The sequence below is a fragment of the Aminobacter carboxidus genome (assembly GCF_014863355.1).
In the GTDB taxonomy this organism is placed as follows: domain Bacteria; phylum Pseudomonadota; class Alphaproteobacteria; order Rhizobiales; family Rhizobiaceae; genus Aminobacter; species Aminobacter carboxidus.
The window spans coordinates 218,412-243,714 of sequence record NZ_JACZEP010000002.1; the positions used below are offsets into that span (position 1 = coordinate 218,412).

20 protein-coding genes are annotated in these 25,303 nt (G+C 64.4%); 11 read left to right on the top strand and 9 right to left on the bottom strand.

The genetic code is table 11. The annotated features are described in order from the left end of the window. Positions 1–43: 43 nt before the first annotated feature. Genes scpA through IHE39_RS08680 form a run of 4 tightly spaced genes read right to left on the bottom strand, consistent with a single transcriptional unit; the run spans position 44 to position 6,322 of the window. Positions 44–2,185 (bottom strand): methylmalonyl-CoA mutase, encoded by a 2,142-nt coding sequence (scpA, locus tag IHE39_RS08665; protein WP_192566197.1) that lies wholly within the window; start codon positions 2,183–2,185, stop codon positions 44–46. An 8-nt stretch (positions 2,186–2,193) separates the two neighbouring features. After that, complete coding sequence (locus IHE39_RS08670; RefSeq protein WP_192566198.1) at positions 2,194–4,197, bottom strand: acetyl-CoA carboxylase biotin carboxylase subunit; 2,004 nt, start codon at positions 4,195–4,197, stop codon at positions 2,194–2,196. Positions 4,198–4,208: 11 nt separating this feature from the next. Then, positions 4,209–5,741 (bottom strand): acyl-CoA carboxylase subunit beta, encoded by a 1,533-nt coding sequence (locus tag IHE39_RS08675; protein ID WP_192566199.1) that lies wholly within the window; start codon positions 5,739–5,741, stop codon positions 4,209–4,211. Further along, on the bottom strand, positions 5,741–6,322 hold the full coding sequence (locus tag IHE39_RS08680) for a biotin transporter BioY (RefSeq protein WP_192566200.1): 582 nt from the start codon (positions 6,320–6,322) through the stop codon (positions 5,741–5,743). The genes IHE39_RS08675 and IHE39_RS08680 overlap by 1 nt, the downstream gene beginning before the upstream one ends. Before the next feature lie 165 nt (positions 6,323–6,487). On the opposite strand from IHE39_RS08680, the gene IHE39_RS08685 reads away from it, so the two are divergent. Then, positions 6,488–7,900 (top strand): helix-turn-helix domain-containing protein, encoded by a 1,413-nt coding sequence (locus IHE39_RS08685; protein WP_184768369.1) that lies wholly within the window; start codon positions 6,488–6,490, stop codon positions 7,898–7,900. Between the two features lie 3 nt (positions 7,901–7,903). Here IHE39_RS08685 and IHE39_RS08690 read toward each other — a convergent pair whose 3' ends face one another. Beyond that, on the bottom strand, positions 7,904–8,260 hold the full coding sequence (locus IHE39_RS08690) for a DUF423 domain-containing protein (protein WP_192566201.1): 357 nt from the start codon (positions 8,258–8,260) through the stop codon (positions 7,904–7,906). Between the two features lie 194 nt (positions 8,261–8,454). Between IHE39_RS08690 and IHE39_RS08695 the strand changes: the two genes are divergently transcribed. The 3 genes from IHE39_RS08695 to IHE39_RS08705 all read left to right on the top strand — a co-directional run bounded on the left by IHE39_RS08695 (position 8,455) and on the right by IHE39_RS08705 (position 12,636). Continuing rightward, positions 8,455–10,758: a Tex family protein gene (locus tag IHE39_RS08695; RefSeq protein WP_192566202.1), complete on the top strand. Its 2,304-nt coding sequence runs from the start codon at positions 8,455–8,457 to the stop codon at positions 10,756–10,758. A gap of 125 nt (positions 10,759–10,883) precedes the next feature. Then, positions 10,884–12,104: an argininosuccinate synthase gene (locus IHE39_RS08700; RefSeq protein ID WP_184768366.1), complete on the top strand. Its 1,221-nt coding sequence runs from the start codon at positions 10,884–10,886 to the stop codon at positions 12,102–12,104. 4 nt (positions 12,105–12,108) lie between these two features. Continuing rightward, complete coding sequence (locus IHE39_RS08705) at positions 12,109–12,636, top strand: hypothetical protein (RefSeq protein WP_192566203.1); 528 nt, start codon at positions 12,109–12,111, stop codon at positions 12,634–12,636. Between the two features lie 65 nt (positions 12,637–12,701). Here the strand turns inward: IHE39_RS08705 and IHE39_RS08710 are convergent, their stop codons facing one another. Both IHE39_RS08710 and IHE39_RS08715 read right to left on the bottom strand, forming a co-directional pair. Continuing rightward, positions 12,702–13,220 (bottom strand): hypothetical protein, encoded by a 519-nt coding sequence (locus tag IHE39_RS08710; RefSeq protein WP_184768364.1) that lies wholly within the window; start codon positions 13,218–13,220, stop codon positions 12,702–12,704. A 131-nt stretch (positions 13,221–13,351) separates the two neighbouring features. Then, the gene (locus tag IHE39_RS08715) at positions 13,352–14,170 is read right to left on the bottom strand and encodes a lytic murein transglycosylase (RefSeq protein ID WP_192566204.1); all 819 of its coding nucleotides are present in this window, start codon (positions 14,168–14,170) and stop codon (positions 13,352–13,354) included. 167 nt (positions 14,171–14,337) lie between these two features. On the opposite strand from IHE39_RS08715, the gene IHE39_RS08720 reads away from it, so the two are divergent. Together IHE39_RS08720 and IHE39_RS08725 are read left to right on the top strand one after the other, a co-directional pair. Next, the gene (locus tag IHE39_RS08720) at positions 14,338–15,576 is read left to right on the top strand and encodes a flavin monoamine oxidase family protein (protein WP_192566205.1); all 1,239 of its coding nucleotides are present in this window, start codon (positions 14,338–14,340) and stop codon (positions 15,574–15,576) included. 125 nt (positions 15,577–15,701) lie between these two features. Continuing rightward, positions 15,702–16,313, top strand: coding sequence for a DUF1236 domain-containing protein (locus IHE39_RS08725; RefSeq protein WP_184768361.1), 612 nt, complete (start codon positions 15,702–15,704; stop codon positions 16,311–16,313). Between the two features lie 47 nt (positions 16,314–16,360). Here IHE39_RS08725 and IHE39_RS08730 read toward each other — a convergent pair whose 3' ends face one another. Beyond that, positions 16,361–18,064, bottom strand: coding sequence for a putative bifunctional diguanylate cyclase/phosphodiesterase (locus IHE39_RS08730; RefSeq protein ID WP_184768360.1), 1,704 nt, complete (start codon positions 18,062–18,064; stop codon positions 16,361–16,363). Between the two features lie 392 nt (positions 18,065–18,456). Here IHE39_RS08730 and ffh point away from each other — a divergent pair, with 392 nt between their 5' ends. From ffh to IHE39_RS08755, 5 genes are all read left to right on the top strand, one after another. Next, entirely contained in the window at positions 18,457–20,040 is a 1,584-nt protein-coding gene (ffh, locus tag IHE39_RS08735; protein ID WP_192566206.1) for a signal recognition particle protein, read from the top strand. Between the two features lie 10 nt (positions 20,041–20,050). Further along, positions 20,051–20,377 (top strand): chorismate mutase, encoded by a 327-nt coding sequence (locus IHE39_RS08740; protein ID WP_184768358.1) that lies wholly within the window; start codon positions 20,051–20,053, stop codon positions 20,375–20,377. Positions 20,378–20,433: 56 nt separating this feature from the next. Then, on the top strand, positions 20,434–20,829 hold the full coding sequence (rpsP, locus tag IHE39_RS08745; protein WP_184768357.1) for a 30S ribosomal protein S16: 396 nt from the start codon (positions 20,434–20,436) through the stop codon (positions 20,827–20,829). A gap of 332 nt (positions 20,830–21,161) precedes the next feature. After that, positions 21,162–23,696: a putative bifunctional diguanylate cyclase/phosphodiesterase gene (locus tag IHE39_RS08750; protein WP_192566207.1), complete on the top strand. Its 2,535-nt coding sequence runs from the start codon at positions 21,162–21,164 to the stop codon at positions 23,694–23,696. A 67-nt stretch (positions 23,697–23,763) separates the two neighbouring features. Then, the gene (locus IHE39_RS08755; protein WP_192566208.1) at positions 23,764–24,285 is read left to right on the top strand and encodes a cupin domain-containing protein; all 522 of its coding nucleotides are present in this window, start codon (positions 23,764–23,766) and stop codon (positions 24,283–24,285) included. Here IHE39_RS08755 and IHE39_RS08760 read toward each other — a convergent pair. Next, positions 24,276–25,181, bottom strand: coding sequence for a bestrophin family protein (locus IHE39_RS08760; protein ID WP_192566209.1), 906 nt, complete (start codon positions 25,179–25,181; stop codon positions 24,276–24,278). The genes IHE39_RS08755 and IHE39_RS08760 overlap by 10 nt on opposite strands. Positions 25,182–25,303 lie beyond the last annotated feature (122 nt).

Sequence of the window (25,303 nt, forward strand, 5' to 3'; positions counted from 1 at the left end):
AAAAAGGCACGCGCGAGCGGGCCTTTTTCGTTGGGTGCGGCGCCTACTGGTTTCGGCGCTTGCCTTCCATCAGGTCGAGCACGGCGCCAGCCGCGTCGAGCACATTGGTGCCGGGACCGAAGACGGCCGCGACGCCATGGTCGAGCAGGTACTGATAATCCTGACGCGGGATGACGCCGCCGACCACCACGATGATGTCTTCGGCGCCCTTGGCCTTCAGCGCCGCAACAAGCTGCGGGGCGAGCGTCTTGTGGCCGGCGGCCAAAGACGACATGCCGACGACGTGGACCCTGGACGCAATCGCCGTGTCTGCGGCTTCGCCCGGGGTCTGGAACAGCGGCCCGGCAATGACCTTGAAGCCGATGTCGCCGAAGGCCGAGGCGATGATCTTGGCGCCGCGGTCGTGGCCGTCCTGGCCGAGCTTGGCCACCATGATGCGCGGCTTTTCGCCAAGTGCCGTGGCAAACTGATCAAGACGGGCAACCAGCGTCTGGAATTCCGGCTCGTCGTCATAGGCCTTGCCATAGACGTTTTCGACGACTTCCGGCACGGCGGCATGGTCGCCAAAGGCGCGCCGCATGGCGTCGGAAATCTCGCCGACAGTCGCACGTGCCCGTGATGCCTCGACGGCTGCGGCCAGCATGTTGCCTTCACCGCTGCGCGCCACCTTCTCAAGTGCCGCCAGTGCCGCGTCGACGCGGCCGGGATCGCGCTGGCGCCGGGTGCGCTCGATGCGGGCGATCTGCGACAGGCGCACGGCGGAGTTGTCGATCTCGAGAATGTCGAGATGGTCTTCCTGCTCGAGCCGGTACTTGTTGACGCCGACGATGACCTCGTCGCCCTTGTCGACGGCGGCCTGGCGGCGTGTCGCCGCCTCCTCGATCATGCGCTTGGGCAGGCCTGTGGCGACTGCCTTGGTCATGCCACCCATGGTTTCGACTTCCTCGATCAGCGCCCAGGCTTTTTCAGCGAGGTCGTTGGTCAGGCTCTCGACATAATAGGAACCAGCAAGCGGGTCGACGACTTTGGTCACGCCGGTCTCGTGCTGGAGGATCAGCTGGGTGTTGCGGGCGATGCGCGCCGAAAACTCGGTCGGCAAGGCAATCGCCTCGTCGAAGGAGTTGGTGTGCAGCGACTGCGTGCCACCCAGCGCCGCCGACATCGCCTCGAAGGCGGTGCGCACGATGTTGTTGTAGGGGTCCTGCTCCTGTAGCGACACGCCAGAGGTCTGGCAGTGGGTGCGCAGCATCAGCGACGACGCTTTCTTCGGCTCGAACTCGGTCATGATGCGCGACCATAGCAGCCGCGCGGCGCGCAGCTTGGCTGCTTCCATGAAGAAGTTCATGCCGATGGCGAAGAAGAACGACAGCCGACCGGCGAACTCGTCGACATTGAGGCCCTTCTTCAGTGCTGCCCGGACATATTCGCGGCCATCAGCGAGCGTGAAGGCGAGTTCCTGCACCAGCGTCGAGCCGGCCTCCTGCATGTGGTAGCCGGAGATCGAGATCGAGTTGAACTTCGGCATCTCCTTCGCCGTGTACTCGATGATGTCGGCAACGATGCGCATCGAGGGTTCGGGCGGGTAGATATAGGTGTTGCGGACCATGAACTCCTTGAGGATGTCGTTCTGAATGGTCCCCGACAGCTTGTCGCGCGACACGCCCTGTTCTTCGCCGGCGACGATGAAACTGGCGAGGATCGGGATCACCGCGCCGTTCATGGTCATCGACACCGAGATCTGCTCGAGCGGGATGCCGTCGAACAGGATTTTCATGTCCTCGACGGAATCGATCGCCACGCCGGCCTTGCCGACATCACCTTCGACGCGCGGATGGTCCGAGTCATAACCGCGATGGGTGGCGAGGTCGAACGCCACCGAAACACCTTGCTGACCGGCGGCGAGCGCCTTGCGGTAGAAGTTGTTGGACGCCTCCGCCGTCGAGAAGCCGGCATATTGCCTAATCGTCCAGGGACGGCCGGTGTACATGGTGGCGCGCGGCCCGCGCAGGAATGGCGCGATGCCCGGCAACGAATCGAGATTGTCAATGCCGGAGAGGTCGTCGGCGGTGTAGAGCGGCTTGACGTCGATGCCTTCGGGCGTGTTCCAGGTCAGCGTGTCCGGAGACGCCTTGATCTCGCGCTCGGCGAGCTTGCGCCAGTCGTCCTTTGTCGGGCGGTCAGTCATGTTACACCTCACTCGAACTCCATGATCAGCTCGTCGACGGCGAGGCTTTCGCCCGCAGTTGCCGCCACGCGCTTGACCGTGCTCCTGCGCTCTGCGCGCAGCACGTTTTCCATCTTCATCGCCTCGACTGTCGCCAGCGATTGGCCGGCCTCGACGGTGTCGCCTTGCTTGACCAGGATCGACGTCACCACGCCCGGCATCGGGCAGAGCAACATCTTCGAGGTGTCGGGCGGCAGCTTGACGGGCATCAGCTTCGCCAATTCGGCGACGCGCGGGCTGCGCACATGCGCCACCACATCCATGCCGCGCCAGCGCAGGCGCCAGCCGGTGCCGGAGCGCGAAACCTTGACGCCAATCGACGTGCCGGCAACGGCGAAGTTGGCGTGCAGGTGGCCGGGCATCCAGTCGCTCGAAACCGCAAGTGCCGTGCCGTCGTCGAACTCGACGACCGTGCCGTCGGCGCCGTCCCTGACACGCAGCTGCAAGAAGAAGCCGGCAAGGGTGACGACCCAGTCGGCGCCGATGGGGCGCTGGTGGTTGGCCAGCGATCCGGAAATCTGCGCGCCACGGCGCTGGGTGAACTGGTTGATCAGGGCGGCGACCGCCGCCAGCTTCCTGGCGTCGGTCTCATCAGGCGCCACCCCTGAAAAGCCGTCGGGAAACTCCTCGGCGATATAGGCAGTGGTCAGCCGTCCGTCGCGGAAACGCTGATGGTCCATGACCGCCGACAGGAATGGCAAATTGTGACCGATACCTTCGACCTCGAAATCGTCGAGCGCCCGGCCCATCGCCTCGACAGCCGTCAGACGATCGGGTGCCCAGGTGCACAGCTTGGCGATCATCGGGTCGTAATACATCGAGATCTCGCCGCCCTCGAACACGCCGGTGTCGTTGCGGACGATGGAGCCATCGTCGCGCTTGCCCTCGACCGGAGGCCGGTAGCGGGTCAGCCGGCCGATCGACGGCAGGAAGTTCCGGTATGGGTCTTCGGCATAAAGCCGGCTTTCGATCGCCCAGCCGTTCAGCTTGACGTCGTCCTGGGTTAAACGCAGCTTCTCACCGGCAGCGACGCGGATCATCTCCTCGACCAGGTCGATACCGGTGATCAGCTCGGTCACCGGATGCTCGACCTGCAGGCGGGTGTTCATCTCGAGGAAGTAGAAGTTCCTGTCACCATCGACGATGAACTCGACGGTGCCGGCCGAGAAGTAGCCGACCGCCTTGCCAAGGGCCACGGCCTGCTCGCCCATCGCCTTGCGGGTTTCGGCGTCGAGGAAGGGCGATGGTGCCTCTTCGATGACCTTCTGGTTGCGGCGCTGGATCGAGCATTCGCGCTCGCCGAGATAAAGCAGATTGCCGTGCTGGTCGCCCAGCACCTGGATCTCGATGTGGCGCGGCTGGGTGACGAACTTCTCGATGAAGATGCGGTCGTCGCCGAACGACGATTTCGCCTCGTTCTTTGACGACTGGAAGCCTTCGCGCGCCTCGGCGTCGTTCCAGGCAATGCGCATGCCCTTGCCGCCGCCGCCGGCGGAGGCCTTGATCATCACGGGATAGCCGATCTGGTTGGCGATCTTCACCGCCTCATCGGCGTCCTCGATCAGGCCCATATGGCCGGGCACTGTCGACACGCCGGCGGACGCCGCGATCTTCTTGGAGGTGATCTTGTCGCCCATCGCCTCGATCGCGACCGGGGGCGGCCCGATGAAAGCGACGCCCTCGGCCTTCAGCGCCTCGGCGAAGTTCGAGTTCTCCGACAGGAAGCCGTAGCCGGGATGCACCGCATCGGCACCCGTCTGGCGCACCGCGTCGATGATCTTCTGGATGACGATATAGGACTGGTTCGACGGTGCTGGCCCGATATGGACGGCCTCGTCGGCCATCTTCACATGCAGCGCCTCGCGGTCGGCGTCGGAATAGACCGCGACCGTTGCGATACCCAGTTTCCGGGCCGACTTGATGACCCGGCAGGCGATCTCGCCACGATTGGCGATGAGGATTTTCTTGAACATGTCTGGCCTGCTCACAAGGGAATCGTGTCGTGCTTCTTCCACGGCGCTTCGGCCTTCTTGCCGCGCAGGGCGGCGAAGGCGCGGGCGATGCGGCGGCGCGACGAATGAGGCATGATCACCTCGTCGATGAAGCCACGCTCGGCGGCGACGAAGGGATTGGCGAAGCGTTCTTCGTATTCCTTGGTGCGCGCGGCGATCTTTTCGGGATTGCCGAGTTCCGAGCGGTACAGGATCTCTGTCGCGCCCTTGGCCCCCATCACCGCGATCTCAGCGGTCGGCCAGGCATAGTTGATGTCGGCGCCGATATGCTTGGACGCCATGACGTCATAAGCGCCGCCATAGGCCTTGCGGGTGATCAGCGTGACCATGGGCACGGTCGCCTGGCTATAGGCGAACAGCAGCTTGGCGCCGTGCTTGATGACGCCGCCATATTCCTGTGCGGTTCCCGGCAGGAAGCCCGGCACGTCGACCAAAGTCAGGATCGGGATCGAAAACGCGTCGCAAAAGCGTACGAAGCGTGCTGCCTTGCGCGAGGAGTCGATGTCGAGGCAGCCGGCCAGCACCATCGGCTGGTTGGCGACGACGCCGACGCTCTGGCCCTCGATGCGCATGAAGCCGGTGATGATGTTTTTGGCGAAGGCCTCCTGGATCTCGAAGAAATCGCCCTCGTCGGCGATGGCCAGGATCAGCTCCTTCATGTCGTAGGGCTTGGCCGCGCTGTCGGGGATCAGCGTGTCGAGACGCTTCTCCAGCCGCGCCGGGTCGTCGTGGAACGGCCGAACCGGCGGCTTCTCCCGGTTGTTGAGTGGCAGGAAGTCGAACAGCAGGCGCACCTGCTCCAGCGCCTCGATGTCGTTCTCATAGGCACCGTCGGCGACCGACGACTTCGAAGTGTGGGTGCGCGCGCCGCCGAGTTCTTCCGCCGTGACGATCTCGTTGGTGACTGTCTTCACCACGTCCGGCCCGGTGACGAACATGTAGGAGCTGTCGCGCACCATGAAGATGAAGTCGGTCATGGCAGGCGAATAGACGGCACCGCCGGCGCAAGGGCCCATGATCACCGAAATCTGTGGCACCACGCCGGAGGCGTCGACATTGCGCTTGAACACGTCGGCATAGCCGGCGAGCGAGGCCACGCCCTCCTGGATGCGGGCGCCGCCGGAATCGTTGAGGCCGATGACAGGGGCGCCGTTGCGCACCGCCATGTCCATGATCTTGCAGATCTTCTGGGCATGGGTTTCCGACAGCGAGCCGCCGAGCACGGTGAAGTCCTGGGAGAAGACATAGACCAGGCGGCCATTGATGGTGCCCCAGCCGGTGACGACGCCGTCGCCGGCCACCTTCTGCTCGGCCATGCCGAACTCGGTGGTGCGGTGGGTGACATACATGTCGAACTCTTCGAAGGAGCTTTCGTCGAGCAGGACGTCGATGCGTTCGCGCGCCGTCAGCTTGCCCTTGGCATGCTGGGCGTCGATGCGCTTCTGGCCACCGCCGAGGCGGGCCTCGGCGCGGCGGGCTTCAAGCTGTTCGAGAACGGCGCGCATCAGTTCATGCCCCTTGTGGAAAGCCACTTCCAGGCGGCTGGGAAGGCGATGGCCGCAAGCACGGCCTTGGCGATGTCGCCCGGGATGAAGGGGTAAAGGCCGAAGGCCAGTACCGGCTTGTCGAAGCCGATGACCGAGCCGAGCCAGAGCAGGCCGGGCACGTAGATGATGGCGCCCGAAAGCAGCGCTGCAAGCATTGCGGTAAAGACGTTGCGGTCCCAGCCGCGCTCGGCCAGCCAGCCGGCGAGCAATGCAGCGGGCAGATAGCCCAGGAGATAGCCACCGGTTGGCCCCATCATGTAGGCGAGGCCGATGCCTTTTTCCGGCGTGCCGGCGAAAACCGGCAGGCCAAGCGCGCCTTGCATCAGGTAGAGCGCGACCGCGGCAGCGCCGCGGGCCGGACCAAGCGCCAGCCCAAGCCCGATCACCACAAGCGTCTGCATGGTCATCGGTACGGGATAAAACGGAACCTGGACCTTGGCTGACAGCGTCAGAAGCAGCGAGCCTGCGACGACGGCAACGACATCCATTGTGCTGAGCCGGCTGGTTGGCCTGTCGGCGACGGCTTGGTAGAGCGTCATGAGCTTTCTCCCGCGCTACGAGTTTGAAAACAATGGCCTCTCGCCGCGTCAGCGGCAAGCAGCGAAGTTGGCGCAATAGCCCCGTGGCGCGCGCAGGAAAACAGTTGAAAGTGTGCGAAAGCGTAATATACAAATTCGAACAATGTAAATTGCGAAATTGCAAACATGGCGACCCGCAAACTCTATATCGGCCGCAAAGTGCGCGAGCTGCGCGACGCCAACAAGGCGACGCAGGCGAGCTTCGCCGAACGTATCGGCATCTCGACCAGCTATCTCAACCAGATCGAAAACAACCAGCGCCCGGTTTCGGCCTCGGTGCTGCTGGCGCTCGCCGAAAAGTTCCAGATCGACATCACCGAGATTTCGCAAGGTGATGGCGACCGGTTGTTGTCGGCTCTGTCTGAGGCGCTCAGCGATCCGCTGTTCGAGAACTATGTGCCCAACCTGCAGGAGCTGAAGCTGGTGACGCAGAACGCGCCGGGGTTTGCCCGCGCGCTGATCTCGGCTCACCAGGCCTATCGCCGCAACAGCGAGCAGCTTGCCAGCCTCGACGACACACTCGGCAAGAGCATCGGCCTGACCGAGCCGACGCCTTACGAGGAAGTGCGCGACTTTTTCCACTTCGTCGACAACTATATCCATGGCCTGGACGTCGCGGCCGAGCGGCTGGCTGGCGAACTCGGCATTGGCGAGCGCGACAGCTATGCGGCGCTGGCGGCGCATCTGGACAGCCGGCATGGGGTGCGGATCGCCCGTGCCGAAGTCGATGATGACGCGCTCCGGCGCTTCGATGCCAAGTCAGGTGTGCTGTTCCTCAACCCTTATTCGCCGCTTGCCACCCGCAGCTTCCAGATCGCCTTCCAGATCGCCGAGATGGAGATGGAAACAGAGGTAGCGCAGATTGCGCGGGCGGCCGATTTCCGCACCAGTGAGGCGCTGGAAATATGCAAGATGGGGCTGCGCAACTATTTCGCCGGGGCGCTGACCCTCCCCTACCAGGCTTTTATGCGCGCTGCCGGCGAGCTACGTCACGACCTGGAGCTGATGGCGGCGCATTTCGGCGCCAGCATCGAGCAGGTCGCGCATCGCCTCAGCACCTTGCAGCGGTCGGGGCACAAGGGTGTGCCGATCTTCTTTGCCCGCATCGACCGTGCCGGCAACATCACCAAGCGCCATAGCGCCGCAAAGCTGCAGTTTGCCCGATTTGGTGCTGCATGCCCGCTGTGGAACGTGCACCAGGCCTTCGAGACGCCAGGCCGCATCATCCGCCAACTGGCCGAGACGCCCGACGGCGCGCGCTATCTCTGCGTCGCCACCGAGATTTCCAAAGGTGGTGGCGGCTTCAACGCGCCGCATCGCCGCTATGCGATCGCGCTCGGCTGCGAGGTCGCCTATGCCAAGGACTTCGTTTATGCTGACGGACTGGAGCTTGGCAGCAAGACCGCCTTCGACCCCATCGGCATATCTTGCCGTATCTGCGAGCGCACCAATTGCCAGCAGCGTGCCGTGCCGCCGCTCAAGCGCAAGCTGGTGATCGACCGGGATGTCCGCCATCCCCTTCCCTATCGGATCGGCTAGCTTCTAGTTGTTCTTGCGCGCGAACAGCCCGCCCACCGCAAGCATCAGCCAGCCCAGGATCATGCCGGTGCCGCCGATGGGTGCTGCGAAGGGGAACAGCCGCTGGCCAAGATAATCGCGCGCCAGAAGGTCGCCTGAAAACATCAGGACCGCGACCAGCAGCACGGCTGCGCCGAAGTGGAGAAGCCTGCCGCCGGCAACGACCAGCGACAGCGCGATCAGTGCTGGGGCGTGAAACAGCAGGAAGTTCGCTGCCGTTGCGACATTGACGCCGCCGCCATGGCTCGCCGCCGCCGACAGCGCGACGCCCACAGCGCCAAACAATGCGCCGGACATGAAAAGAACCCTGTCAAACTGCATTCGCTCGCTCCCGTCCTCGCTTGGCGGTAGCATATAGCTTCGGCTTGGCGAAAAGGTTCATTGGCCAAGCGCGCCGATTGCCGCAGGATGGCCGCTTTCCTGTGGACCTTGAACAGGCGGGGCTGAATGGCCGTTTGGCGTTCTGCCCGGCAGTCACTATGTTCGCGCACCGTTCAACAGGCACCAGGATTTCCATGGCTGGCGACAACAGGAAAATCGCTGCGATCATCGCAGCCGAAATCAACGCGAAGCCGGAGCAGGTCATAGCGGCGGTTGGACTGCTCGACGAAGGCGCGACCGTGCCTTTCGTGGCGCGTTACCGCAAGGAAGTCACCGGCGGCCTCGACGACACCCAGCTGCGCGATCTGTCCGAGCGCCTCGCCTATCTGCGCGAACTTGAAGCGCGGCGTGCGACAATCGTCGAGTCGATCATCGGCCAGGGCAAGATGACCGATGACCTGGCAATCCGGATCGCCGCCGTCACCACCAAGGCCGAGCTCGAGGACATCTACCTGCCCTACAAGCCGAAGCGCCGCACCAAGGCCGAGATCGCCAGGGAACGCGGTCTCGGTCCGCTCGCCGAAGCCATTCTCGCCGACCGCTCCAAGGTTCCGGCCGAACTTGCCGTTGCCTTTGTTGCCGGCGAGGTCGCCGACGTGAAGGCCGCACTCGAAGGCGCGCGCGATATTGTTGCCGAGGGCATTTCGGAAAACGCCGACTTGCTCGGCCGCCTGCGCACCCACATGAAGGAACGCGCTGTGCTGCGTGCCCGTGTCGTCGACGGCAAGCAGGACGCCGGCGCCAAGTTCGCCGACTATTTCGACCATTCCGAGCGCTGGGCCAATGTGCCGAGCCACCGCGCGCTGGCCATGCTGCGCGGCCGCAACGAGGATTTCCTGTCGCTCGACCTCGAGATCGACGCCGACGACACTTCGCCGGTCAAGCCGGTCGAGCGCATGATCGCCGCCGCCTATCAGATCGGCGCGACCCTGCCGGGCGATCAGTGGCTGATGCAGGTCGCTGGCTGGACCTGGCGAGTGAAGCTCTCGCTGTCGCTTTCGCTCGACCTGATGCGCGACCTGCGCGAGGCTTCAGAGGAAGAGGCGATCCGCGTTTTCTCGCGCAACCTCAAGGACCTGCTGCTCGCAGCCCCTGCCGGCTCCCGCGCCACCATGGGTCTTGACCCGGGCATCCGCACCGGCGTCAAGGTTGCAATCATCGACGCCACCGGCAAGGTGCTCGACACCACCACAGTCTACCCCTTCCCGCCGAAGAACGACGTGCGCGGCACCCAGGCCGAGCTTGCCCGGTTGATCATCCGTCACAAGGTCGAGCTGATCGCCATCGGCAACGGCACCGGCAGCCGCGAGACCGAGCGCCTCGTAGCCGACATGCTTCAGGACATGCAGGCGCCGAAGCCGACCAAGGTCATCGTCAGCGAGGCCGGCGCGTCGGTCTATTCGGCGTCGGCGACTGCTGCCGCCGAGTTTCCCAATCTCGACGTGTCGCTGCGTGGTGCCGTGTCCATCGCACGCCGCCTGCAGGATCCGTTGGCCGAACTGGTCAAGATCGAGCCGAAATCGATCGGCGTCGGCCAGTACCAGCACGACGTTGATCAGTATCGTCTCGGCCGCTCGCTGGAAGCGGTGGTCGAAGACGCGGTGAACGCAGTCGGGGTCGATCTCAACACGGCGTCCGCTCCCCTTCTCGCTCGCGTTTCCGGCCTCGGGCCGTCCTTGGCCGAGTCGATCGTCGCCTATCGCGACGCCTCGGGCGCGTTTGCCACGCGCCGCGATTTGCTCGCCGTGCCGCGTCTTGGCCAGCGCGCCTTCGAGCAATGCGCCGGCTTCCTGCGCATCCGCGACGGCAAGGAACCGCTCGACGCTTCGTCGGTGCATCCTGAAGCCTATGGCGTTGCCAAGAAGATCGTGGCGTCCTGCGGTCGCGACTTGCGCCAGCTGATGGGCGACAGTGCAGCCCTCAAGGCAATCGATCCCCGCGCCTTCGTCGACGAGCGTTTCGGCCTGCCGACGGTGCGCGACATCATCGCCGAGCTGGAAAAGCCGGGCCGCGATCCGCGCCCGGGCTTCAAGACCGCGACTTTCGCCGACGGCGTCGACGACATCAAGGACCTGAAGCCGGGCATGCTGCTCGAAGGCACGGTCACCAACGTCGCCGCCTTCGGCGCCTTCGTCGACATCGGCGTGCATCAGGATGGCCTCGTCCATGTCTCGCAGCTGGCCGACAAGTTCGTTAAGGATCCGCACGAGGTGGTGAAGGCCGGCGACGTGGTCAAGGTCCGCGTCGTCGAGGTCGACATCCCGCGCAAGCGCATCGGGCTGACCATGCGCAAGGATGGCGGCGAGGCCGCTCCCCGCTCGGCCGCCCCTGCCAAGGCCCGCGACATGAAGTTCGCCTCGTCGAAGCCGCAGCCGAACAAGTCGGACCAGCAAGGCGCGTTCGGCGCCGCCCTGCTCGAGGCGATGAAGCGCAAGTAGGCAAGCCTGGGCGATCACGCTGCTGCTCAAGCGGCATGATCGCCCTTGCCCGCTTGCCCGTTCCTGCTTAGAAAGCCCCGGAAACGCGGCCTCAGCCGGCCGCTTGAAAAAGGTGCCGTGCTCAAATGTCCAAGTGGAAAGACGTCAAGAAGGTCGTGCTCGCCTATTCCGGCGGCCTCGACACCTCCATCATCCTGAAGTGGCTGCAGACCGAGCTCAATGCGGAGGTCGTTACCTTCACCGCCGATCTCGGCCAGGGCGAGGAGCTTGAGCCGGCGCGCAAGAAGGCCGAGATGCTCGGCATCAAGGAGATCTTCATCGAGGACGTGCGCGAGGAGTTCGTCCGCGATTTCGTCTTCCCGATGTTCCGTGCCAATGCCGTCTATGAAGGTGTCTACCTGCTCGGCACCTCGATCGCCCGGCCGTTGATCTCCAAGCACCTCGTCGACATCGCCCGCAAGACCGGCGCCGACGCCATTGCGCACGGCGCCACTGGCAAGGGCAACGACCAGGTCCGCTTCGAGCTGTCGGCCTATGCGCTCAACCCCGACATCAAGATCATCGCACCGTGGCGCGACTGGGAGTTCAAGAGCCGCACCGACCTGCTCGACTTCGCCGAAAAGCACCAGATCCCGGTCGCCAAGGACAAGAAGGGCGAGGCCCCCTTCTCCGTCGACGCCAACCTGCTGCACTCCTCGTCCGAGGGCAAGGTTCTGGAAGATCCGGCCGTCGAGGCGCCCGAATACGTCCACATGCGCACGATTTCGCCCGAGGCTGCGCCCGACAAGGCGACTGTCATCAAGATCGGCTTCGAACAGGGCGATGCCGTGTCGGTCAACGGCGAGCGCCTGTCGCCGGCGACGCTGCTCGCCAAGCTCAACGACTATGGCCGCGACAACGGCATCGGCCGCCTCGACCTGGTCGAAAACCGCTTCGTCGGCATGAAGTCGCGCGGCGTCTACGAGACCCCCGGTGGCACCATCCTGCTTCAGGCGCACCGCGCCATCGAGTCGATCACGCTCGACCGTGGTGCCGCGCACCTCAAGGACGAGCTGATGCCGCGCTATGCCGAGTTGATCTACTACGGCTTCTGGTTCTCGCCGGAGCGCCAGATGCTGCAGGCGGCGATCGATCTCAGCCAGAAGGACGTCGAGGGCGAAGTGACCCTCAAGCTCTACAAGGGCAACGTCATGGTCATCGGCCGCGAGTCGGCGAAGTCGCTCTACTCCGACAAGCTGGTCACCTTCGAGGACGACCAGGGCGCCTACGACCAGAAGGACGCCGCCGGCTTCATCAAGCTCAACGCGCTGCGTCTACGCACGCTGGCGGCCAGGAACCGTCGCTGACCCTATGCGACCAGTGATCGCACAGGCTGCCGCCTTCGGCTTGCTGGCGGCAGCCTTGCCAGCCGCCGCACAGGAGTTCGACCCGGCCACGCTGGACTTGCCGGCGCTGGTCGAGTGCCGGACCGATGCGCCCGCCTACACCAGTTTTGCCCTGTGGCTGGCGGGCGAGCCAGACGCCGCCAGCACGCTTGGCTGGCGCGCGGTCGACAGCGGCAATCCCTTCCTGTCGCAATATGAGTTGGTCAAGCCATTGGCCGCCTTTGGCATGAAAACGAGCACCATCGTTTTCACCTCCAGCGGGCCGATGGCCGTGCTGGACGGGCTCAGCGCGCCCGACCTCGCCAAAAAGCTTGGCATCGCGCCGATGCTTGCCACGCCGCAGAAGTTCCTGGGCGAAAAGGTCGTCTCGGAAAAGACCGAAACCTCCGAGAGCGTCACGCTGGCGACGCGTATCAGCCTCAATGTCTCCACGGTCGAGACCCATCCCGGCAAGGTGCTGGCCGGATGTTCCTACGTGCTTGACATCAAGTAGAAGGCCTGCCGCTTCCTGGGAAAGCCGATGCCGGCTTTCCCCTCGCAGATCATGAGCAGAGAAAACTAGGCCCCGCCTTCATACACATCGCCAAGATAAACCCGCTTGGCGGCATCGTCGCGAGCCGAATAGAGGTAGCGGTTGAAGGCCAGCCTCTCATGGTTCACCGCAGCCAGTTCCCAGACGCAGAAGGTTGCGCGGTGCGGCCCTGGCAGCGCAAACAGCGCGAAATCGGGCGCGTCTGATGTCTTGGCGTAGACTGTTTCCCACATCTCGTTGGCATTGCGCCACGAACTCACCAGCAGGAAATGGAAATCGCCGCCGCAGCGGTGCAATATGACGAAGCCAAGCTCACCCTTGAGATTGAGCCGCCCGGTCGCCGTCTCGGCCGCGAGGAAACGCTGGGCCAGCGCGCTGGTTTCTGACGTCACCGGCGTTGCTGCTTCTGAGATATCGTACCATTTAAGCAGGCCGCCGCCTGCCGGTGCCGGCAGCCCCGGCGTCACCGTCTTGGGGTAGTGGGTGTAGCCTTCGACATTGCCGAAGCGCGAGAGATCGGCGGGCAGGCCGCTCTGGCTGTTCATGACAAGATCCTCGTCCGCATTGAAAAAAGCCCGATGTTACCACCGGGCTTTGGTCATTCTGCGTCCGAGGCGCCGGCTTTGCCAGTGCGCCGCCGATGTCTCCTGACAGGGTTGTGTCAGGTCATCAGGCGTCAGTTGCCGTCGATTTCCGCGCCGATGATGGCGATCGCCTGCTGATAGACTCTGGCCGCGTTCCAGCCCTGCAGCGCGCCGAAATTGGCCTGGCCGGGCTGATAGCCGGCGCCGGCGCTCCAGCCATGGCCGCGCAGGAAGTTGGCGGTCGAGGCCAGGGCGTCAGCCTTGGAGCGGACCATGTCGATCTTGCCGTTACCGTCGCCATCGGCGCCGTACTTCAGCACGTTGACCGGCAAGAACTGGGTCTGGCCGATTTCACCGTGGGCAGCACCGATGGCGTTGGGCGCCAGCGTGCCGCTCTGGACGAGCTTGAGCGCCGCATAGAGCTGGTCGGTGAAGTATTCCGAACGGCGGCAGTCATAAGCGAGCGTGGCGACGGCCGAAAGCGTGTGCTGGTTGCCCAGGAAGCCGCCGAAGCCGGTTTCCATGCCCCAGATCGCGATCAGCGGGCCGGCCGGAACGCCATAGCGGGCTTCGATGCTCTGGAACAGCGCCGCGTTCTGCTTCTTAATGGTCTTGCCCTTGGAGGCAATCGCCTTGCCGCCGCGCTTGGCCATGAACTGGTCGAGCGAGAGCTTGAAGCTCTTCTGGTTGCGATCGGCGTAAATGGTCTTGGTGGCGTAGGTCGTCTTGGCAAGGGCGCTGAGCGCGTTACCCTTGATGCCGTTCGCCGCCGCCTGGTCGGCAAAGGCTGCCTTCCATGCTTCGAAGCCACCCGCGTTGTTGCCGCACTCCGCCGCATATGCGCCGCCAGCCATAGCCGCCAGCATGGCGGAGGCTGCAGCAAAAGTCTTCACCTTGGCAAATAATGCCATGCCGTTCTCCTGATGCCTGAATCAATGCCCCTGGGAGGGATGTTGCCAGCCCCACGCTCTCTTGTCATCGTTAAGAAGGCGTTTACGTCCCCATCTGCCTGCAATGGCAGGTGGCAAAAAACTCGCATACGATCAAGCGGTGAATATGGCGAGAGCGGGGAAAAACCATGGAAGATGTCGATGTTGTGATCGTCGGTGCCGGGTCCGCGGGTCTGTCGGCGGCAAAAGCGCTTCGCCGGGCAGGACTTAGCTTCAAAGTGCTGGAAGCCATGGATCGCATAGGCGGTCGCGCCTGGACCAGCAACAAACACTTCGGTGTGCCCTTCGACATCGGTTGTGCCTGGCTGCATGCGGCTGACCGCAACCCCTATTTCCCTGAAGCGCAGGCCGCCGGGTGGACGATGCATCATCACGACATGAACATCGACCACCTCTATTACCGCAACCGCAAGGCGAGTGAGGCCGAGGAGGCAGCCGTCAAGGCGGCCGATGCCGCCATGACCGTTCTGCTCGAAGGCCACAACAATGCCGACGACCGGCTTGGCGCTCTGTTGGCCAAGGGACGCTCGTCGCGCGCCGCAGCCACCTTCTGCGGACCGATGGATTTCGGCACCGACGAGGACGAAATATCCATCGCTGACTTCAGGAATGCCGCCGACCTCGATCCCAATTACTTCACCAAAGAGGGTTATGGCACGCTCGTTGCGCGTTTCGGTGCCGACGTGCCAGTCGAGCTTGGCACGCCGGTGCGCCGGATCGACTGGGATGGCTCGGGCGTCAGCTGTCACACCGATCGCGGGGTGCTGCGCGCCGATGCGGTGATCGTGACCGCATCGCCGGCGGTGCTGGCCTTCGAAGAGATCGCCTTTTCGCCGGCGCTGCCGGAAAGCTACATGACAGCCTTTTTCGACCTGCCGATGGGCATGCTGACCAAGCTCCCTGTCGAAATCAAAGGCAGCCGCCTTGGGCTCAAGCCCTTCGACGACCTCCTTGTCGAACGTGCCGCGCGCCACGACATCTATTTCCTCAGCTTTCCCTTCGATCTCAACCTGATGGTCGGCTTCGTCGGCGGCGATTTCGCCTGGGAGCTGTCGGCTGCCGGCGAGGCCGCAGGTGCCGATTTCGCCACCGACAGGCTGTGCGAGATCTTCGGCAACGACACGCGCAGGCATGTCGGCCGCGCCATGATGACCAACTGGGGGGCGGAACGCTATGTCAGGGGCGCCTACGCCGCCGCCCGTCCCGGTCGCGCCGAAGCGCGGTCGATACTGATGCATCCCGTCGGTGAGCGCATATTCTTCGCCGGCGAGCACCTTGCGGGACCGCTGATCCAGACCTGCGGCGGCGCTCGACTGTCGGGCGAAGCGGTGGCGCGAGCGATCGTTTCTCAGCTCATGGCACACTGAGGGCCGCCGCGCTCGCAAGCGTCAATCTGCCACAATTCGTGAGCGTTGCGGGCCATTTCATCAGGAACTGATGCCTGTCCACGCCGTTTTCGCTCCCTGAGGGACCAAGAAAACGGAGCGAAAAGATGAAAACCAAACTGTTGTTGCCCGCCGTTGCGGGCGCCCTTCTCGCCTTCTCCGGCCCGTCATTCGCAGACGTTGCGGTGCAGGCGGCGACCGATCTCAATGTCCGCGCCGGCCCGGGACCGCAGTATCCTGTCATCGGTGTCATCGGCGCGGGGCAAGGCACGACACTCCGCGGCTGCCTTGAAAGCAGCAAATGGTGCAGTGTTGCCGATTCCGGTGGTGATGGCTGGGTCTATTCCGACTATCTGGTCGGTGATTTTGGCGGTCAGCAGATCGCTCTCTCCGCACGCCCGGCCGATTCCGGCGTGATTGTCGTTGACCCGCCCGCCGCCGGTGGCGCTGGCGACGTCGTCATCGACGGCACGACGGGAGCGATTGTCGCTGGCGATACCATGCCGGCCATCGAGCCGCCCGGCGCGGTGCGCACCTATGTGACCGACAACCGGATCGAGCCGGTCTATCTCGACGGCGAAGTCGTCGTCGGCGCCGGACTGCCTGACACTGTCGAGCTGACCGAGATTCCCGACTACGAATACCGCTATGTCTATGTGAACGGCCAGCCCGTGCTGGTCGAGCCGTCGACGCGGCGCGTGGTCTATGTCGTGCGCTAGACCTAATTGCCGGTCGCTGGGCGAACTGCCCGGCGGCCGGAGCTAGACTAGAACCGGATCGCCGGTGCCTTTTCAGGAACTTGCTCGGCCTGCTTCAGCATGCGTTCGAACTCGCTCGCCGGCAGCGCCTTGGAATAGAGGTAGCCTTGGCCGACGCGGCAGCCCATGGCGTAGAGCGCCGCCTCCTGCGCCCTCGTCTCGATGCCTTCGGCTACAACCGACAGCCCCATGTCCCTGGCCATGCCGAGCACCGCGCGCACGATCGCCGCATCCTGCGGATCTCGCAACATGTCACGGACGAAGCTGCGGTCGACCTTGAGCACCGTGAGCGGGAAGCGTTTGATGGTGCTGAGTGCTGCGTGGCCGGTGCCGAAATCGTCGAAGGCGAGACCGACACCTGCCTTGCCGAGCTTGCGGAACGGCGCCAGCGTGCGCTCCTCATAGTCGAGCGCGATGGTTTCGGTGACTTCGAGTTCCAGCGCGTTAGCCGGCAAGCCATGACGCGACAGCGTGGAGGTCACCGTGTCCGCCAGGTTGCCGGCATTGACCTGCACGGCGAACAGATTGATGGCCATGGTGATCGGGGCAAATCCGTCGGCACGCCACTTGGCCGATTGCCGGCAGGCTTCTTCGAGAATCCAGTTGCCCACGGTCAGCGCCCCGGAATGGGTTTCGAGCACGGCGAGGAAGTCGGCAGGCGCGAGCAACCCGCGCGACGGATGGTTCCAGCGCAGCAGCGCCTCGGCGCCCAGCACCTTGCCGGACTCAAGGCAGACCTGTGGCTGGTAATGCAGCACGAACTCGCGTGCGCCGATGGCGCGCAGCAGCTCGTCCTGCAGAGCGCGCCGCACCGCCACCGCATTGCGCATGCCCGGTTCGAATATGCGATAGCTGCTGCCCTGCTGGCGTGCGCGGAAGAGCGCCAGGTCGGCGCTGGCCATCAGCTCTTCCGGTTCTGCGCCGTCGCGGGGCGCGACCGCGCCGCCGATGCTGACGCCGAGCTTGAGCAGGTGATCGCCGATCTCGAAGGGCTGCTCGAAGGAATGCAGCAAGCTGTTTGCCGCCGCCGCGACCGCCGCAGGCTTGTCGATGCCGCGCAACAGCACTGCGAACTCGTCGCTGCCGAGCCTCGCCACCATCGCATTGGCGTCGAGCGCGGCAGGCAGGCGCACTGCAAGTGCCTGCAGCAGCGTGTCGCCGGTGGCGTGGCCGAGCGTGTCGTTGACCTTTTTGAAGCCGTCGAGGTCGACAAGCAGCAGCCCGGTCGCCTCGCCTTTCGAAAGCGCGTCCTCGAGCTGCATGTCGAACTGGAGGCGGTTGGGCAGGCCGGTCAGCGTATCCTGATGCGCCAGGCGATGCAGCCGCATGTCGCGCTGCCTGCGCTCGGAGATGTCGCGGATGATGCCGCCCATCGATACGCCATTCGGTCCTTGCCAGACGGAAAGCGACAGTTCGATAGGAAACTCCGAGCCGTCGCGGCGCAAGGCCGAAACCTCGACGGTCTTGCCGCTTAGCTTCGACGGTTCGCCAGCGCCAACACGGGCGATTCCGGCATTGTGGGCGCCGCGCAAGCGAGCGGGAATGATCAGGTCGAGCGTCTGTCCGACCATTTCGGCTCTGTCATAGCCGAACATGCGCTCGGCCGACTTGTTGACAAAGGAGATGTTGCGGCCGGCATCGATGACCACCAGCGCGAATTCGATGTTCTCGACAAAGCCGGCAAGCGGCGAGGCGTCTGCGGTCGGGGTCATGAAGCCACCACCGTCCATAATTTATGCGGATCAACCCGTTGATCACACATGGTGGTAGAAGACTCTAAAATAGTACATGTATCCCCCCGGATGGCGCGGATGATAGCAGGGAAGTATTAACAGCCGCTGATTTTCGACTGAGAATCCCCCAATAATCTCGCTCCCGCGGCCTTTGCCTTGACTCCCTGGCCATTTTCCTGTCTACAGCCGACAAATTCCGCGACGAGTTTCACTCCGAGCGGCCGACCGGGACGCCCTAGTGGCTAATATACGATCCCGGAGGCCAACACCCGGCAGCGCAGTGCGCCCCCGGGTGCTTTTTGGTTTGGATCAGGCGCGCGGAGGCATTACCTCTCGGTTCGACACCGGTTGGCTGAGAGAAGGGAAGTCGAATGTTTGAATCGCTGCAAGAGCGGCTTGGATCGATCCTGAACGGCCTGACCGGCCGTGGCGCACTGTCGGAAGCCGACGTCTCGGCAGCCCTGCGCGAGGTTCGCCGTGCCTTGCTTGAAGCCGACGTAGCGCTGGAAGTCGTCCGCTCGTTCACCGACAAGGTGCGTGAAAAGGCCGTCGGTGCCGCGGTCCTGAAGTCGATCAAGCCCGGGCAGATGGTCGTCAAGATCGTCCATGACGAGCTGGTCGAGATGCTCGGCTCCGAAGGCGTCGCCATCGATCTCAACGCGCCCGCGCCGGTCGTCATCATGATGGTCGGCCTGCAGGGCTCGGGCAAGACCACGACTTCGGCCAAGATCGCCAAGCGCCTCACCGAGCGCCAGGGCAAGAAGGTCCTGATGGCCTCGCTCGACACGCGCCGCCCGGCTGCGCAAGAGCAGCTGCGCCAGCTTGGCGAGCAGACCAAGGTCGCTACCCTTCCCGTCGTCGCCGGCCAGTCGCCGGTCGATATCGCCAAGCGCGCCGTCCAGGCAGCCAAGCTAGGCGGCCATGACGTCGTCATCCTCGACACCGCCGGCCGCACCCATATCGACGAGCCGCTGATGGTCGAGATGGCCGACATCCGCAAGGTGTCGGACCCGCACGAAATCCTGCTCGTAGCCGACTCGCTTACCGGCCAGGACGCCGTCAACCTCGCCAAGAATTTCGACGACCGTGTCGGCATCACCGGCCTTGTGCTGACCCGCATGGACGGCGATGGCCGCGGCGGTGCAGCACTTTCGATGCGCGCCGTCACCGGCAAGCCGATCAAGCTGATCGGCGTCGGCGAAAAGATGGATGCGCTTGAGGAGTTCTATCCCAAGCGTATCGCCGACCGCATCCTCGGCATGGGCGACATTGTCTCGCTGGTCGAGAAGGCTGCCGAAAACATCGACGCGGAAAAAGCCGCGGCGATGGCCAAGAAGATGCAGTCGGGCAAGTTCGACCTGAACGACCTCGCCGACCAGCTTGGCCAGATGCAGAAGATGGGCGGCATGGGCGGCATCATGGGAATGATGCCGGGCATGGGCAAGATGAAAGACCAGATGGCCGCCGCTGGCCTGGACGACAAGATGTTCGGGCGCCAGATCGCCATCATCTCGTCGATGACCAAGGCCGAGCGCGCCAATCCCGACGTGTTGAAGCACTCGCGCAAGAAGCGCATCGCGGCGGGCTCCGGCACCGATGCGGCCGAGATCAACAAGCTGCTCAAGATGCACCGCCAGATGGCGGACATGATGAAAGCCATGGGCGGCAAGGGCAAGGGCGGTGGCCTGATGCGCGGCATGATGGGCGGCCTGGCTTCCAAGATGGGCCTCGGCGGCATGGGTGGAATGGGCGGCATGCCGGACCTGTCCAAGATGGACCCCAAGCAGCTCGAGGCCTTGCAGAAGCAGGCGGAAGCCGCCGGTCTCGGTGGCGGGCTCAAGGGCCTCCCCGGCGGCGGCTTGCCCGGTATGGGCGGTGGTTTGCCCGGCCTGCCCGGCGGCATGAAGCTTCCGGGTCTCGGCGGCGGCCTGCCTGGCCTTGGCAAGAAGAAGTGAGGAGCGCTGAATGACCGACACCAATCCTCAGGCTCTGCTCCAGGAACTGCGCGCTTCGATCGACAACATCGACGCCGCCCTGATTCACATGCTGGCCGAGCGTTTCCGCTGCACCAAGGCAGTCGGCGTGCTCAAGGCGACCCATGGTCTGCCGCCGGCCGATCCGACACGCGAACAGACCCAGATCGCGCGGCTCCGGCGCCTTGCCGACGATGCGCATCTCGACCCCGATTTCGCGGAGAAGTTCTTGAACTTCATCATCCGCGAGGTGATCAGACACCACGAAATGCTGGCCGCCGAGCGAAATGGCGGCTCAGACAGGACCACCTCCGCCTGAAGGCGGAATAAGCAGAACATACCAAACCCAAGACAGAACTATTCAGGAGTAAGACAATGTCCCTTAAGATCCGCCTGGCTCGTGCCGGCTCCAAGAAGCGCCCCTACTACCACATCGTCATCGCTGACGCCCGCAGCCCGCGCGACGGCCGCTTCATCGAGGCGATCGGTGCCTGGAACCCGCTGCTGCCCAAGGACGGCGACCGCGTCAAGATCGACGGCGACCGCGTCAAGCATTGGCTGGCGAACGGCGCGCTGCCGACCGACCGCGTTGCCCGCTTCCTCGACGAGGCCGGCCTGGTCAAGCGCGAAACCCGCTCGAATCCGACCAAGGGCGAGCCGGGCAAGAAGGCCCAGGAGCGTCTGGCTGCCCTCAAGAAGGCCCAGGACGACGCCGCCGCTGCCATCGCTGCCGCTGCTGCCGCTCCGGCTGCCGAAGCTTCGGCAGAGTAATTTTCGCTATTTTGGCGGTACAGGACGGCGGGCCGAAAGGTCCGCCGTTTTGCGTTTCAGGGGCCGGTTTCGAGCCCTTTCCCGACCAAGCCCGGGCTGCGCGGCGCCATCGCTGCTTCCGGCTAAGTTCATGACATTTATATGACATTCCGCTTAAGCAAGCGGTAAGCCCGCGCCGGCTAGGTTGCCGGTGATGGCGCGTTGGCGAAGAGCACCGCGCAGGCATGATGCCGCGCCGTCGCGCCGAACCCGCTTCGGCATGTGCTGAAATCGATGCGACGCTGTGTCGACGCCCGACGAAGGTCGGGCGGCCGAGCGCATGGCGTTGCGCAATGGCAGGTGACGACGTGATGCTGATGGCGATGCGGAGAGGAAAGTGGCAAGGCGACGAGATGACAGCGCCCGACCCGCTTGAGCAAAGCGCCAATGGCGACGGTTCGAGCGACATCGCCACCGAATTCGACGACGTCAGGCTGGTGCAGCGGCGTTGGCAGGCGGCCTGCATCGACGGCGCCCTGCCGCCCTATGAAGAGCTGGCACTCGGCAGCGTCGGCCGCTTCGCCGACGAGATGGCCGTGGTTCGCCTCCAGCCCGGCACCGACAGCTTCATCCTGCGGGCTGGGCCGCGCTTCAGCGCCATTGCCGGCTTGAGCGAGCCCGCAGCCGTACTCTCTGTGCTGCCATTCCCTTTCCAGCGCGCCATATCAGGCGCGATCGAACTTGCCCGCCCGGCGGCCCGCCCGCGGCTGGCGCTGTGCCGTTCGATCATCGACGGCATGGTCTCCGCTGTCGAGGTTCTGGCGCTGCCGCTGTCATGCCGCTGGCCGGGCGAGTACTTCCTCGTCTTTGCCCGGCCGCGCAAAAGCCAGATCGATCTCGCCCGCCTGCTGATCAACTCGACCGACGAGGGTATCCTGGCGCTCAGCGCGCTCGATTCCGCCGGGGCCGAGGCGCGGGATTACCAGGTCCTCAGCATCAACAACGCCGCCGCGCGCTTTCTCGGCGTGTCGGCCGAAGACATGCGCTTCAGGCTGCTGTCGCAGTCAAACGCCGCCCGCGGCCTGTCACGCCTGCTCGACGAATGCGGCGTTGCCCGCGCGCATGGCGTGGCCGCGCCGTCGCTCGAACTGGAGTACCAGCTTGATGGCGAAACCGTTTCGCTGCAGGTCGGCGTCGCCGAGACCGATGGCCTGCTGGCGGTGACCCTGACCGACATACGCGAGATCCGGAACCGCGAAACGCTGTTTCGCTCGCTTTTCGACGACAATCCGGTGCCGATGTATGTGCGCCAGGTCGATGGCGGCGCGTTCCTGAACGTCAACACTGCTGCGCTCAACCTCTATGGCCGCGGCCGCGGCGAGTTCCTGGCGCTCGGCATCGCCGACCTGGAGCCCGACGTCGTCGGCTTGCCGGCCTCTGGCGAGCGCTATGTGCGCCACCGCACGGCCGCCGGCAGCGAACTCGATGTCATCGAGTATGCCAGGAACATTCAGGTCGGCACCGCGCCGGCGACGCTGTCGACGATCGTCGACATTACCGAGCGCAAGCGCGCCGAGGACCGCATTTCATTCCTCGCCCACCACGACCCGCTGACCGGTGTCGGCAACCGCACGACCTTCTCGCAGGAGATCGAAGAGGCGGTGGCGACAGCAGTCGCCGGGCACCAACCCTTCGTGCTGCTGCTTGTAGACCTCGACGACTTCAAGGCCGTCAACGATACGCTGGGCCATGCCGCCGGCGATTCCCTGCTGGTCGAAACGGCGGACCGAATCCGCAAGCTCCTGCGCCGCAGTGATCTTGTCGCCCGGCTGGGCGGCGACGAGTTCGCCATCCTGCTGCGCGGCGCGCTCAGCCGCGCCGATGTCGAGACGCTGGCCAAGCGCATCATCCAGGCAATCAGCGAGCCACACCTCTATGAGGGACACAAGCTCGCGATCGGCGCCAGCCTGGGTGCCGCGATCGCGCCAGCCGATGCCCGCGAGGCCGGCACGTTGCTCAAATGCGCCGATCTGGCGCTCTACCGCTCGAAACGTGACGGCAAGGGCGCGTTCCACTTCTTTGAACCGGAGATGGACGCCGAGATGCGCGACCGCCGCGAGCTCGAATTCGAGTTGCGCTGCGCCGATCTCGACCGCGAGCTGGAGCTGCATTACCAGCCGATCATCTCGGTGAAGACGGGCGCGCTGCGCGGTTTCGAAGCGCTGGTGCGCTGGCGCAATCCCAGGCGCGGCATGGTCTCGCCGGCGGAATTCATCCCGCTCGCCGAGGAAACCGGCATGATCGAGGCGATCGGGCGCTGGGTGCTCGACGAGGCCTGCCGCCGCGCCTCCACCTGGCCGGAAGACCTCGTCATTGCCGTCAACGCCTCGGCGGTGCAGTTCCGCCAGGGCCATTTCGCCGAGACCATCGGCCAGGCGATCGCCAGGTCCGGGCTCGACCCGGCGCGTCTGGAGATCGAGATCACAGAATCCGTGCTTCTGGCCGATACCGGGGCCAATCTCGCCGTGCTGCAGCGACTCAAGGAGATCGGCGTGCGCATTGCGCTCGACGACTTCGGCACCGGTTATTCGTCGATGAGCTATCTCAGGCGCTTTCCATTCAGCCGGCTAAAGATCGACCGTTCTTTCGTCCGCGACATCGGCTCGAGCCGTGAATCGATGGCGATCGTGCGGGCGATCATCGGTCTTGGCGCCAATCTCGGCATCGACACCACCGCCGAGGGCGTTGAAACCGGCGCTCAGCTCGAACTGCTCAGGCAGGAGCGCTGCGGCGAGATCCAAGGCTTCCTGTTCAGCCCGCCGGTCGATGGCGCCGGCGCTGCAGAGATCATCGCGAGCTACCGTGGCAACAAGGTTCAGGTGGCTTAGGCGGTCTGCTTGACCCCTCCGTATCGCTGCGCCACCTATGCTGGAGCGAGGTCGCCGAGGAACCGCCATGTCCGACAAGATTTCCGCAGTCAATGCCGACGGCGTCTCCGAACCTTTTACCGCTGAAACGGCGCCGCTCGAGGCCTTTTCGCATGGCGAGCGCTTTGGATCGAGCTTCCGCCACCTGTCAAGCTTTGGCGGCGGCGACCATGTCGGTGTCGCGCTGGAAGAACTGGCGCCCGGCAAGGAGTCGAACCCGTCGCACTATCACATGCTTGAGGAGGAGCATGCCTACATCCTGGATGGGGCGCTGACACTGAAGCTGGGTGCGCGCAGCTTTATCATGAAGGCCGGCGACTATGTCTGTTTCCCGGCGGGGCAGAAGGTAGGGCACTCGTTGTTCAACCATACCGATGCGCCGTGCCGCTATCTCATCATCGGCGAACGCAACCCAAACGATGTCATCGTCTATCCGGAATCTGGGCGGGTCTGCGTCCGCCTGACCGGAGAAGGTTACGACAAGGCGTCGACGATGGAGTACTGGCAAGGCATCGACGCGAGCGCATCGCGGCCCTTGCCTCAGGAATAGTAGAAGTTCTCCGCCGGCAGCATCGGCGGCGGCGTTTCGCCCAGAGCCTCGAACACCGAGATTTCGCAGACCCGGCACAGGCCGTCGAGGGCGAGGTCGTTGGCTTCCATGCCGAAGGGGTCTTCCAACTCTTCCGAAAGCGCGTCGAGGCCGAAGAAGGTGTAGGCGATCAGCGCTGTGAACAGCGGCGTCGCCCAGCCGGCCGAGCCCGCCAGCCCGAAGGGCAGCAGCAGGCAGAAGATGTAGGCGGTGCGCTGCAGCAACAGCGTGTAGGCGAAGGGCAGGGGCGTTCCCATGATGCGCTCGCAGCCGGCCTGAAGCGCTGAAATCGCTGCCAGCCGCTCGTCGAGGATGCGAAAATCCATTGCCTCCAGCACGTTCGCCCGTTTGAGCGCGCCGATCTTCTCGCCCATCCTGCGCATGGTTGCGTCCGGCTTGTTGGCGGCGGCATGAATTTCGTCGACGGCATCGCCGACAAAGGGACGGGCGGCCTCCCTGGTGTCGACCCGGCGCAGTTCGCCGCGCAGGAAGTGGCAGAAGGCCAGCGAATCCATCAAGAGCGGCCTGAGTTCGTCGCGGTCGGAGATCATCGCTGTCGCGGCGCGCGACAGGTTGCGGATCTCGAAGACGAGCTGGCCCCACAGCTTGCGGGCCTCCCACCAGCGGTCATAGGCAGCGTTGTTGCGAAAGCCGAGATAGACGGAAAGCGCGACGCCAAGCAGCGCGAAGGGCGCCACGCCGGCATCGCCGAGATCGAGCTTGAGCAGCTTGATCGCGACAACCACCGCAGCGCCGTAGAGCGCGAAGCCCAGGATCTGCGGCAGGATGCGCGGCACCACGGAACCGCGCATGACGAAGAACAGCTTCAGCAGGTTGGTGCGCGGGCGAACGATCATGCGGCGTGGTACCTCCTTGTGCCGAATAGTGCGCCGCCGCGCGTGCCGGTGTCACCTCCATTCGTGACCTGGATGGCGATTGCGTCGAATTGTCTGAGCAAGCAGGCGGGCGGCATCACCTT